This is a genomic window from Clostridium sp. 19966 (assembly GCF_032335695.1).
Taxonomy (GTDB): Bacteria; Bacillota; Clostridia; order Clostridiales; family Clostridiaceae; genus JACTOJ01.
The window spans coordinates 1-12,651 of the sequence record NZ_JACTOJ010000029.1; the positions used below are offsets into that span (position 1 = coordinate 1).

10 protein-coding genes and 1 rRNA gene are annotated in these 12,651 nt (G+C 30.3%); 3 read left to right on the plus strand and 8 right to left on the minus strand.

Features of this window, described 5'->3' with window-relative positions; translation table 11 throughout:
- The 6 genes from IAI10_RS20875 to IAI10_RS20900 form a co-directional block, all read right to left on the minus strand.
- Positions 1–88: ribosomal RNA gene (locus IAI10_RS20875) — 16S ribosomal RNA — on the minus strand; the annotation flags it as partial.
- Positions 89–633: 545 nt separating this feature from the next.
- The gene (locus IAI10_RS20880; RefSeq protein WP_315675248.1) at positions 634–1,407 is read right to left on the minus strand and encodes a serine hydrolase; all 774 of its coding nucleotides are present in this window, start codon (positions 1,405–1,407) and stop codon (positions 634–636) included.
- Positions 1,408–1,850: 443 nt separating this feature from the next.
- A complete protein-coding gene (locus IAI10_RS20885; protein WP_315675249.1) occupies positions 1,851–2,948 on the minus strand; it encodes a 6-phosphofructokinase in 1,098 nt (365 codons plus the stop codon).
- Positions 2,949–3,354: 406 nt separating this feature from the next.
- A complete protein-coding gene (locus tag IAI10_RS20890) occupies positions 3,355–3,813 on the minus strand; it encodes a hypothetical protein (RefSeq protein ID WP_315675250.1) in 459 nt (152 codons plus the stop codon).
- A 299-nt stretch (positions 3,814–4,112) separates the two neighbouring features.
- The gene (locus IAI10_RS20895) at positions 4,113–4,949 is read right to left on the minus strand and encodes an undecaprenyl-diphosphate phosphatase (protein WP_315675251.1); all 837 of its coding nucleotides are present in this window, start codon (positions 4,947–4,949) and stop codon (positions 4,113–4,115) included.
- A 193-nt stretch (positions 4,950–5,142) separates the two neighbouring features.
- Positions 5,143–6,942: a hypothetical protein gene (locus IAI10_RS20900; RefSeq protein ID WP_315675252.1), complete on the minus strand. Its 1,800-nt coding sequence runs from the start codon at positions 6,940–6,942 to the stop codon at positions 5,143–5,145.
- Positions 6,943–7,146: 204 nt separating this feature from the next.
- Between IAI10_RS20900 and IAI10_RS20905 the strand changes: the two genes are divergently transcribed.
- Genes IAI10_RS20905 through IAI10_RS20915 form a run of 3 tightly spaced genes read left to right on the plus strand, consistent with a single transcriptional unit; the run spans position 7,147 to position 10,435 of the window.
- The gene (locus tag IAI10_RS20905; RefSeq protein ID WP_315675253.1) at positions 7,147–8,313 is read left to right on the plus strand and encodes a CapA family protein; all 1,167 of its coding nucleotides are present in this window, start codon (positions 7,147–7,149) and stop codon (positions 8,311–8,313) included.
- 26 nt (positions 8,314–8,339) lie between these two features.
- On the plus strand, positions 8,340–9,695 hold the full coding sequence (locus IAI10_RS20910) for a Mur ligase family protein (RefSeq protein ID WP_315675254.1): 1,356 nt from the start codon (positions 8,340–8,342) through the stop codon (positions 9,693–9,695).
- A 14-nt stretch (positions 9,696–9,709) separates the two neighbouring features.
- Complete coding sequence (locus IAI10_RS20915; RefSeq protein WP_315675255.1) at positions 9,710–10,435, plus strand: type 1 glutamine amidotransferase; 726 nt, start codon at positions 9,710–9,712, stop codon at positions 10,433–10,435.
- A gap of 72 nt (positions 10,436–10,507) precedes the next feature.
- Here the strand turns inward: IAI10_RS20915 and IAI10_RS20920 are convergent, their stop codons facing one another.
- Positions 10,508–11,350: a polysaccharide deacetylase family protein gene (locus tag IAI10_RS20920; protein WP_315675256.1), complete on the minus strand. Its 843-nt coding sequence runs from the start codon at positions 11,348–11,350 to the stop codon at positions 10,508–10,510.
- Positions 11,351–11,560: 210 nt separating this feature from the next.
- Positions 11,561–12,547, minus strand: a complete 987-nt coding sequence (gene galE, locus IAI10_RS20925) for a UDP-glucose 4-epimerase GalE (RefSeq protein WP_315675257.1) — start codon at positions 12,545–12,547, stop codon at positions 11,561–11,563.
- Positions 12,548–12,651: the final 104 nt, after the last annotated feature.

Genomic DNA, 12,651 nt, shown 5'->3' on the forward strand with positions numbered 1-12,651 from the left:
CGCTAGGAACCGAAGTTCCTCGCTCGACTTGCATGTGTTAGGCACGCCGCCAGCGTTCGTCCTGAGCCAGGATCAAACTCTCAATTTAAAAAGTTTGAATTGCTCATTACTTGTTGTACAATATCGTGATAACCTGTGTATTACTTTGTCAGCGTCGTCGCTCTGTTCCTCATTGGCGCAAGCCAACTCCGGTACTCACTCCTAGCTTTCGCGTACTACTTGGTTCTAACGATATCTTACAAATGCTATTTACATTTGTAAAATCTGCTGGATTTACCTTATATCAAAGAATTGATATTTTTCCTTCTGTTCAATTTTCAAAGACCTTGTCTTCATTACTGCATTGCTACAGCTTAATCATAATATCATTTCTACTTATAGGTTGTCAATAGATTTTTAAATTTTTTATATTTTTATTTGTTTATCATTTTTATCTTGAAAAATGTACAATAAAAGTTGATATAACTGAAACTATGAAATAAGCTTTTAACTCAACATTTTTAATTTCGAATTTATTTTAAATCTGTGTTGATTTTTGATTTAAAATAGATAAGTCTTAAATAAGCATAAATATATGCCTATTTAAAACTCTACATACATTGTTAGAAATTTTTCATGTCTTTGAAATATAAACTAATTCCAGCTTGTCTGAATTATATCCAATACCATTTTGCCTATTTTTGAAACTGTTACCATACCATAAACATTGTTTGGAAGATTATTTGACATAACAGTTACTATAAACTTTCCCTTATCTATATCTATATAAGCAGTGTCATTTTCAACATATTCTTCTTCTCCTGGATTAGATGCCACAGTATCCTTAATCTTTTCTAGATAAAAAAATGTTATTCTATTTTTTACTTGCTGCTTTTTAAGTATATTAATGATTCTGCTGCTGTGTTCTTGAGATAAGAATTTTTCGTCTAGAAGAAGCTTCCAGCATTTAGATATGTCTTTACAGGTACTAACGTTTTTATTTGCCTGCAAATTTTTCTGTGAAAACTTGCCAGTAAGCTTTGTATTCATAAGTCCCATGTCGTATAGTCCACTATTTATTTCATCTATTCCCATTATATCTATTAATTTATTTGTTGCTGTATCATCATTTTGCATTAACATAGCAATCATAAGTTCATTTATACTATATTCTCTTTCATCTAATTCGTTTAGTATCCCGCCATTATATATCATGTCCTTTTTTCCAATAAATATCTTGTCCTTAAAATCTATATTTCCTTCTTCGGCTTGATGCATCAAACTAATAGCAATAGGAAGTTTTATGCACCCTGCAGCTGGCATAATAACGTTTTCATTTGTTACATAACAATATCCACTGTTTAAATCTTCGAAATAAAAACTATACATCCCTAATCGACTATCTATGAATCTTTTTACATCTTTCAAATTCAATACACCTCTATACTTATAATATTTATAATATTTATTATATTATATACGTTTTTGTATATATTTTCTATAATATTTTTCTAATTTTTAAAATATTTCAAATAGTATGAAATAATAATTTTTTTTAAAATTTTTAACAGAGTTGTGCCAAAAAAATTATTTATTTTCACATATTAAGATAAGATTCGTAAGGATAAATTTCAAGTAAGAAGTAAGAGGTAAAAATTAATAGTCGCTGAATTTTCTTACCTTTATTTTTACTTCTTACCTTTTATTTATTAACTTGTTCTTAGCTATCTCTCTTTAAAATAACTTTATCTTAAGGCTCTGTTTTAACTCAGTTGGGTTCTCAAAGAAACCATGTCTAGGTGATCAAAGACTTTATCAACATCCTTTTAAAACATAGCATATCTTAAAAGTGCCATAGCTCCAGCATAGGTTTAATCGCCAAAGCTTATTCCTATCTCTTTAGCTATTTTAACTAATTCCCCATCCGGATTTACATTTTTATTATTGCCTATCACGTTCTCCAAACTTTCATAACAGACCTCGTCCCCTTTTAAGCATACCATATTTCCAAATTTACCTTCTCTTATTAATTCAACTGCAGCTACTCCATATCTTGTCGATAATATTCTATCATATGTAGACGTATTTCCACCCCTCTGTACATGACCTAGTACAGTACTTCTCACTTCATGATTCTTAATCAATTTTTCCAAATCATAGGCGATTTTATTTGCTATTCCTCCTAATCGTATAGGATCTGGACTATCCTCTACTATTTTGCTGATTACCACGTCTCCATTTTTAGGTTTTGCACCTTCTGCTACCACTATAATCGTAAATGGTTTTCCTTCGCTTTCTCTTTCTCTTACTTTGTCTACTATTTTTTCTATGTCATAGGGTATTTCTGGTATTAAAATAACATCTGCAGATCCAGCTATTCCTGAATGCAAAGCTATCCATCCTGCATTTCTCCCCATTACTTCACAAAGCATTATTCTGTGATGTGATTCAGCTGTAGTATGCAATCTGTCCAACGCTTCTGTAGCAACACCAATTGCTGTATTAAATCCAAAGGTTACATCTGTGGCAGCCAAATCATTATCTATAGTTTTGGGGACTCCTATAACGTTTACTCCTTTTCTAGAAAAATCTCTTGCACTAGTTAGTGTGCCATCTCCTCCTATTACTACTAATACATCAACGCCTTCTTTTCTGAGATTTTCTACTGCTACATCCGAGACATCTTCTTTTACAATTTTGCCATTTCTTTCAACAGAATAGTTGAAAAGGTTATCCTTGTTTGAGCTGTATAGAATAGTTCCTCCTCTATGCAATATACCTGATACAGAATTTAGTGTTAAAGGCATGAAATCATTATTATACAATCCTCTATACCCAAATTTATACCCTATTACTTCGTAACCATACTGCAATATAGCTGTTCTAGTCACCGCCCTTATGACTGCATTTAAACCAGGACAGTCTCCTCCACCAGTTAAAAGTGCTATTTTTTTGATCGTGTTTGCCATTATATCTCCCCCAAGACAGTTTTCTTTAATTATACTATAACGGCACAGATATTTAAATATTTTTTCAATTATTGTATTTTTTTACAATTAGTATTTACTATACATTTAAAAGATACCTTAAACTTTATATCTTCAATTCTTAATTCACAGATTATAAGTAATAGATAAATGGTAAATTTCAATTAAGAAGCAAGAGGTAAAAAGTAATAGTTATTGATGTAATCGTCTTTTTGTGAGCCGATTTCTTTTAAATTTTTCCTCTTGCTGCAGTTTGATGCCAGGGAAAAAATAATTATATATTTATAAAAAATTAATCAAGGTTGAATTTTTACTCATTAACTGCTCTTACATATTGAAAAATTTCATATTACAAATTGAAGATACTCTAATACAGTTGACGAATATGTCACCCATGATATGCTATAAGATTATATGCTTCATTTAATTTGTCACTTTCTTCTTCATCATACTGCCCATTATAGCATTCAATATTCTGATGAATATCTATATAAAACCCATCTTCTTTGCTAACCAAATCATTATCTTTTAAATTATTTGCTGCATCTTCATCAAATATAAAATTCCACTCTTCTCTATCCAAGTACTCACTATACTCATCATAATCATCATAAGGTATTTTTTCGCAATATTCTCCGTCATAAAAAACAACTATTTCTTCGTTTACATATAACATCTTTTCAACCCTCGCCCAAGTAGGGGTATTACTTATGTTAGATGATATTATTAATACTAAATCATCATTTATTCTGCAAAGCTTAGCACATTGAATTCTTCCCATGCCGATATCATTTTGTATCCACTTTTTATCTTTTATTATTTTTTTTAATCTTTCTATGTTATTCATAATCATCACCCCTATAATTAATTATTTTCTTTCAATAGATTTTATTATTTACATATACTCGTATATTATTCTAAAAATAAATAACTAAAGTAATGTTTTAAATCAGTATTAAAGATCAACGCTGATTAAAACAGAACATATTTAAAAAGACTCTGCTTAAAAATAAGTGTTCATCATTTCACCTATTTTAAACAGAGTCTAATTTAACTAAAGGAATGCTTTAAATCAGCTTAAAAATCAACACCGATTTAAAACAGAACCTAATTATAATACTTATAAATTAAAGCATATCTATATTATTAAATTGTTATGAGCTTAGCTGCTGCTAATATTAATAGCAATATACCTATGAATATTCTGTATATAGCAAACACTCTCATTGGTTTCTTCTTTAAGAAAGCTATGAATTTTTCTACTACTACTAAAGCTACTAAAAAGGCTATCACAAAACCTACTATTAAAGCTACTGTATTTCCTGCATTAAAAGTAACTGTATGACTCTTTAAAGCTTTTATTAGCTTAAGTCCTGTAGCGCCCACCATGGTTGGTATTGCTAGAAAAAAGGAAAATTCTGATGCTGCCACGCTATCAAGTCCAGTGAACCAGCCGCCCATGATTGTTGACGCAGATCTTGACATTCCTGGCCACATAGCCAAACACTGGAAGAAACCTATCTTTATTGCTTGTGAATATGTAACATCTTCCATATTTCTTACTGTAGCTTTTTTTCTATATTTATTTTCCATATAGATCATTAATATTGCACCTATTATGAGAGCAGCTATTACTGTAGGCGCATTCATTAAATGTGCATCTATAGTATTATCTAATAAAAATCCTAGTACCGCTGCTGGTAAGAATCCTATAATTATTGTAGACCAAAGTTTAAAACCATACCCTTTTATATCAGTAAATGAATGCTTTATCTTTTCCCAATATAAAACTACTATAGCAAGTATAGCTCCTAATTGAATAACTATAGTAAATAAGTTTGCATATTCTTTTCCATAAGGGCTGTTAAATCCAATCAAACTTTCTGCTATAATCATGTGTCCTGTGGAAGATATAGGTAAGAATTCTGTTATACCCTCTACTATACCTATAATTACTGCCTTTAACATAAATAATAAATCCATTTTTTCACTTCTCTTTCTGATGTTTTAATGCAAAATATAAATTTAATATTATTTACTTTTTAATTAGTGTCAATAAGATATTATATAATCTCCTTTTCCTTTATTATTATATAATATTAATACGATATATCAACATATATATTTCTAAATATGAAAATTTAATCTATTTTTAATAATAGCCTATTTCTGCAAATTAATAAAACAAGACAAAGTCAGGCAGTTTAATAGATGTATTGTTAGGAGAGCTCTTATATTGCTCTATCAGTTTTTGCACCTTAGAATAATTATCATTTATGGTATTTTTGGTATACTCATCGCTAGAGTTAGCTATACCTTCCTTGGCTTTTTGAATATTATACAAGCCTTTGTCCAAATTATTTTCAACTATTATATAATAGCAGCCTGCATTATTAAGAGACATAATATCGTTATTATCAGATTGATAAGCATTTCTTATCTCTTTTATGGCCAAATCATATTTTTGCTGCTGCATATATATAGTTCCTAAGGTTCTATGATATTTGGGAACTGTAGCATCTATTTGCATACATTCATTAAGCTTATTTATAGCTTCATCAAATTTATTATTACTAATGTTAATCATTGATATATTGTACTTTATTTCCGGATCAGCAGGCCTTACTATTTCGGCAAAATTAAAATATTCTAAAGCTTTATCTGTATTCTTAGCTGTGTTCCAATAGTAATTAGCTAGATTATTCATTATATTGCTGTTATATGGTTCTATGTAAAGTGCCGTTCTAAAATAAGGTTCCCCTTCGCCGCTTTTATCCATGGCTTTTAATATCTCAGGCATCAGCATTCCATAATTATCTGCATACTGCTTATTCTTAACTATAGACATTTTACAATATTTTAATGCCTCATCATAATCCTTTTTCTCCAAATAAAACCATGCTGCTGTATGTAAAATTCTATAATCATCGCTATTGCTGCTTATAAGAGCGTTTATCATACTGTTAGCTTTATCTATTTGATTGCTGTTTTCATAAATAGAAGCTTGTACTAAAACTTTTTCTAAGGTTCCGATATTTGTTTTTGAAGCATCATCCAGATATTTTTGAGCTAAATCCGTTGTTTCCTGCCTCATAGAATATATCTTAGCTAACCACATTTTATAAGCTGGTTCATCCGGATTTTTATTGAATATATCTGTTATTTTTTCAAGCAGCTCATCCTTGTTATAGGCCGACATTTGTGCAAGTACATCAAATACTTTATATTCATCTCTACTAATATACCAGGCGTCTTTTAATAGCTTCAAACCGCTATCCCAGTTGTCTACACTTAATTCCAAGGAAGCATACAGAGCTGTATCAAAAGAGGAAGTCTTATCTAAGGGATAGTTGTCAATCAAGCTCTTGGCTTTATCCTTTTCACCATTTGCCATATAAACAGGAATCATAGTCTTTATTATCTTTTTATCAGTTTTAAATTCTTTTAATGCATTGTCTCCATATTGCAAGGCTTTAGTAAAATCTTTATTCATATAACTTGTGAATATTATATAATTTGCTACTTCCGAGTCTTTTTGCAAATAATTCTTTTGAGATATTATTTTACTATCCTCTTTATTTTTATTTTTTAACTGAATTGCTTCTTCTTCATATTTATTGGAATTTTCTATATCACCTTTTACTGAGTAAACTTCAGCTATTTTTATTAGCCATAAAGGATTTGCTTTGTCCTTACAAAATAATTTATTATATTCCTCGATAGCCTTAGAATAATCTGCCGCGTAAAAATATTTCTCAGCATCATTAGAGGTTATATTTACTGCCGGTTCAGAAATTTTCTTATCAGATTTATAAAGTAAATATGTACCTGTGCCTAATACTGCTATTGCCACTAGTATGCATATTGAAAGTATCTTTTTTCTAATGACTAGTCTTTTTATATCTAAACATGTCCTATGTACTTTGTTAATAATTTTCTTTCGCTTACCTATATATGTCCTAAGCTTATTATTCATAATCTCCCTTCCTTCATAGACTTAATCAATGCTATTTTACCAAATTAAATTTATTAATACCACTATATCTCAATACTTTTGTCAAAAATATCCGTATTTTAAATACGGCAATAAATTTTTTACAAAAATCATTTTTTATTATGATAATTTTAAACTTTTAAATCTATATCTGTTATAATAAATTATTGAGGAAGGGGCAGTGCAATGAAAAGAAGAAAGAAAAAGAAGAAAAATAGATTTATTGTTGTAATGTCATTTTTATTAATCACTATTTGTATATTATCTTATTTCGGTGTCAAATATATAATGTATAAAGACAGCAGCAATACCTCTTCACCTCTAGTTGCATCTAATGAAAATAGTACAGATAATACTTCAAAGCAGTCTAATAATTATACAGCTGCTTATGACAATAAGCCGAATAATGCTGCTAATTCCGAGATCTCTGTTTTGATTAGTGCTATTGGAGATTGTACCATAGGCACTGATATTAAATTTAATAAATCGGTGTCTCTTCCAGCTTTTGTTGAGAAAAATCACAATGATCCAAACTATCTTTTTGGGAATGTTAAATCCATATTAGATAAGGATGATTTAACTATTGCCAATTTGGAAACAACTTTCACCACCTCTAATAGTAGACAAGATAAAACTTTTGCCTTTAAAGGAGATCCTAGTTTAGCTTCTTCACTAAAGTCTGGCTCCATTGAAGGTGTTAATTTATCAAATAACCATATTTATGATTATGGAACAGCTGGTTTTAACGATACTCTGGCAGCTCTTAAAAGTAATGAGGTTAATTATTTTGGTGAAGGTTATAAATGGAATACTTTCGTAAAAGGAATTGGTATTGCTTTTTTAGGTTATCAAGGTTGGTCCTCTGATAAAACTATTGAAAATAAAATAAAAGCTGATATTGCCCAGGAAAAAGCTAAAGGCAATATTGTTATAGTATCCTTTCATTGGGGAATAGAGGCAAGCTACTCACCTAGCAGCATACAAACGAATCTAGCTCATTTTTCTATAGATAATGGCGCTGATTTAGTTATTGGTCACCATCCTCATGTCATTGAAGGTATAGAAAAATATAACAATAAATACATATGCTATAGCTTAGCTAATTTTTGTTTTGGCGGGAACTCAAACCCTTCAGATAAAGATACATTTATATTTCAAACAAAATTATATATTGAAAACAATAAAATAAGCAAACAGGAGGTGAAGGCTATTCCTTGCAGAATCTCATCAACTGATGCTTACAATGATTATAAGCCTACACCATTAGAAGGAAATGAAAAATTAAAGTTATTAGAAAAATTAAATAAGCTCTCCATGAACTTGGATTTTAAAATAACTGATGATTTTCAATAAATTATATATTTGTTTTTAAAAAGGGAGTGTCTAAAATTAGTATTAAATCAACTATAAGTATATTAATATCAAAACTCGTATTAAATATTTCAAAAGGGCTTTTTAAAGGAGGCAGTAATTTCCCTGGCAGGGTAGCATTAAAATTAGACAATAATATTCTTAAGACAGTAGCCTCAAATTATAATGTAATATTAGTTACTGGTACTAACGGTAAAACTACTACCACTAGCATGATTTATAATATACTAAAAAAATCAGGAAAAAAAGTAATTACAAACAGCACAGGAGCTAATATGCTCCCTGGAATAGTTGCTTGTTTCGTTAACAACTACCACTTCTCTAATAATGAGAAAAAATATGCAGTAATTGAAGTTGACGAAGCAAATGTAAAATTTATAACTTCTGCTATTACTCCTAAAATTATTACTATCACTAATCTTTTTAGAGATCAGCTCGATAGATATGGGGAAGTTTATACCACTCTTAATAAAATTTTAGAAGGCTTAAAGAATTGTAATGGAGCCAAGCTTGTTTTAAATGGCGATGAATCTCTGCTTGGAGAATTATCACTAAAAAATGATATATGCTACTATGGTTTTGGCACGAGCATCAATAGTTCTGATAAAATTGATATAAATGCTGATGCTAAGTTCTGTAAAAAGTGCCAGCATCCTTATGAATATAATTTCATAACCTACAATCACCTAGGTGATTTTTATTGTCCAAACTGTGGCTATAAAAGAGCTGAATTAAAATATAAATTAGATTCAGTTCATGACCTAACTCCATATAATTCTGCAGTAAGCATAAACGGTAATGATATTACTATTGGTCAGCCTGGTGTCTACAACATCTATAATGGACTTTGTGCCTATGCTATATGCAAAGAACTTGGAATTGAAGAAAGTGTAATTGGTGAATCCTTAAAGAATCAGGACAGCCACTTTGGCAGGCAGGAATCAATAAATATCGAAGGTAAAGAAGCAAAGATAATCCTTGTAAAAAATCCTGCTGGCTACAATCAGGCAATAGATACAATTGCTATTGATAAAAGGAGCATGAGCATAGCTTTTTTACTGAATGATAATTATGCAGATGGACGAGACGTTTCATGGATATGGGATGTAAATTTTGAGAAAATAAATACTCTAGATGTAAATGACGTTATAATTGGAGGAATCAGACTTTATGATATGGCTATAAGACTAAAGATTGCCGGCTTTAACGAAGATCAATTTCATATATCTTCAAATTTTGAAGATATTCTTAATAGCATAAAGAATAGCAGCGGCGAAACTGTTTATATTCTAGCCACTTATACAGCTATGATAGATTTTAGAAAATTCTTAAACAGCAAGGGTTATATTAAAAAACTTTGGTAAAGGAGCTTTTATTTATGGAAATTAACATATGTCATCTATACCCTGATCTCTTAAATGTATATGGGGATATAGGAAATATTCTTATATTAAAATACAGAGCTGAAAAAAGGGGGATAAAAGTAAATGTTATAAATTTATCCTTAGGAGACGATTTTGAAAAAGATAAGTATGATATAGTCTTCTTTGGAGGCGGTCAGGATTTCGAGCAGTCAATAGTTTCTAAGGATCTTATGGATAATAAAAGAGATGCTATTGAGAGTTACATAGAGGATAATGGAGTATTTCTTTCTATTTGTGGAGGTTATCAGCTTCTTGGTAAATATTACACCACTCCTGAAGGAGAAAAATTAAATGGTCTTTCTATATTAGACATCTATACTGAGGGCGGCAATAAAAGATTTATAGGAAATACCATAGTTTATAATCCCGAATTTAATGAAACCTATGTAGGCTTTGAAAATCATTCTGGAAGAACTTATATCGGAAACCTATCTCCTCTTGGAGAAGTTAAGCTTGGGTACGGAAATAATGGCGAAGATAAAAAAGAAGGCTGCATATATAAAAATACCTTCTGTACTTACTTCCACGGTTCCCTTTTATCTAAGAATCCTGAACTTGCTGACAGACTTATTTATCTTGCACTTTCCAAAAGGTACGGTAAAATTGATTTATCCCCTATAAATAATGAATTGGAGTCTAAAGCTAAGGAATATATAAAAAGTCTGCTGGCGACAAAATAAAAAACTATATTTTAAACGAATGTTGATAAATGAAAAAATGAGTTGGTAAAAAATATATCAACTCATTTTTTATTACCTGTAAGCTATCTTTCTCTTTATTAATTCATTTCTTTCTGCATATGTAAGTTCATTAAAATCTCTAAATTCATATCCGCTAGCTTTTAAATATTGTATTATCTCAGGAAGGGCTTCCACCGTAGTAGTTTTAGTGGCTGAATCATGCATTAGCATAACTACAAAATTAACATTTTTACAGTGATTTTTAACTCCATTAATTATTAAAGATCTATCTACAGTAGGTGCAGAAGCATCTGCTGAACTTACATTCCAATCTACATACATCATTTCTTGATTTTTAAGTCCATTTTTAATCTGTTCTATGACTGTTCTTTTGCCACTCCCAGTGCCAGATCCTCCAGGCATCCTTACAATATTTCTTATTCCTCTTCCCAGAATTTTTTCTACAGTGATTTCACATTTCTTCAAATCCTCAAAATATAATTCACTGCTTTTATAAATATTTTTTTCATGACTATATGAATGCGGAAGCACACACATTTTGCTATCATCTAAGCTTTTTAATATATCCTTGTTTCTTTCAGCATTTGTGCCAATCACAAAAAAAGTAGCCTTCACATCATTTTCTTTAAGTATTTCTAATATTTTTGGAGTATTATTTCTTGAAGGTCCATCATCAAAAGTTAAAAACACTTTTTTATGAAATTCTTTATCATTTATGCCATTAGATTTTTTAGGCACCACTTTAATTCCATAATTGTCCCATAAGTCAAGACTATTTTCTTGGAAGATATTTGCTTTAAGCTTTTTATTTACTATTTCTTGAGTGAAGCTTACTCTCCACCCAATCAAAATTACAGTAATTAATATAAATGCCACTTTTATTTTTTTCCCCATTTTACATCACCACATATAGTTTCTGTTTATTTTTTATAATTATAGTGGTAATTTATTCTTAAATACTAAAATCCATATAATTTTAGCTGATGCCTTGATACCAGTACATCTAGAATGCTAGTTATCTAGATGTTAAAAAAACTCGTCCAATAGCATCAATATTTTTAATGCTATTAGCCGAGCCGATTTTAATTGCTAGTTAACACTGTTTTATTTTTCATATCCATTTGGATGTGCTTGGTGCCACTTCCATGCAGTTTCAATAATTTGTTCTAATGAGTTGTACTTTGGTTTCCAATTTAATTCTTTGATTGCCTTTTCTGAGGAAGCAATTAAGGTAGCTGGATCTCCAGCTCTCCTTGGAGCCATTTCTGCTTTAATATTTACTCCTGTAACTTTTCTAACAGCTTCTACCATCTGCATATTGGAAAATCCTTTTCCATTACCAAGATTAAAAATTGCACTATCTCCACCATTTTTTAATCTATCTAATGCTAGAAGGTGAGCGTTAGCTAAATCCATCACATGAACATAATCTCTTACACAAGTTCCATCTTCTGTATCATAATCATTTCCAAAGATCATTATCTTATCTCTTTTTCCTAATGCTACCTGAAGTATTAGAGGAATGAGATGTGTTTCTGGTCTATGATCTTCTCCTATTTCTCCGCTTGGATGAGCCCCTGCTGCATTAAAATATCTTAGTGCAGTGTACTTTATTCCATAAGCTTTGTCGCTCCATTTTAATATTTTTTCTACTGTAAGCTTTGATTCACCATATGGATTAGTTGGAAAAGTTTTATCCTCTTCATCTATAGGAATTCTCTCTGGTTCACCGTAAGTTGCTGCAGTTGATGAAAATACTATATACTTTACGCCGTGATCTCTCATAGCTTCTAAAAGGCTTATTGTTCCACCTACATTGTTATTAAAATACTTAAGAGGCTCTGTTACACTTTCACCAACTAAAGAATCTGCTGCGAAATCTATAACTGCTTCTATATCATTTTCAGTGAATACTTTATCTAGTATTTTTCTGTCTCGTAAATCACCTTCATATACTTTTTTGCCTTTTACTGCATCTCTATGACCTTTTTGAAAGTTATCTAATATAACAACCTCTTTGCCATTTTCTAAAAGCTCTGCTACCATGTGACTTCCTATATAGCCAGCTCCTCCACAAACTAAAATTGACATTACAATACCTCCTTATAGAAAACCTTTTCTATATATATTCTAACACAAACTGTATTATAATGCAAATTAATTTGAATTATAATACAGTTAATAATAGCTATGTT

Coding starts and splice junctions, on each gene's coding strand:
- IAI10_RS20900 (WP_315675252.1), bottom strand. CDS start 6,942: ATGAATAATAAGCTTAGGACATATATAGGTAAGCGAAAGAAAATTATT.
- IAI10_RS20885 (WP_315675249.1), bottom strand. CDS start 2,948: ATGGCAAACACGATCAAAAAAATAGCACTTTTAACTGGTGGAGGAGAC.
- galE (WP_315675257.1), bottom strand. CDS start 12,547: ATGTCAATTTTAGTTTGTGGAGGAGCTGGCTATATAGGAAGTCACATG.
- IAI10_RS20915 (WP_315675255.1), top strand. CDS start 9,710: ATGGAAATTAACATATGTCATCTATACCCTGATCTCTTAAATGTATAT.
- IAI10_RS20905 (WP_315675253.1), top strand. CDS start 7,147: ATGAAAAGAAGAAAGAAAAAGAAGAAAAATAGATTTATTGTTGTAATG.
- IAI10_RS20895 (WP_315675251.1), bottom strand. CDS start 4,949: ATGGATTTATTATTTATGTTAAAGGCAGTAATTATAGGTATAGTAGAG.
- IAI10_RS20890 (WP_315675250.1), bottom strand. CDS start 3,813: ATGAATAACATAGAAAGATTAAAAAAAATAATAAAAGATAAAAAGTGG.
- IAI10_RS20920 (WP_315675256.1), bottom strand. CDS start 11,350: ATGGGGAAAAAAATAAAAGTGGCATTTATATTAATTACTGTAATTTTG.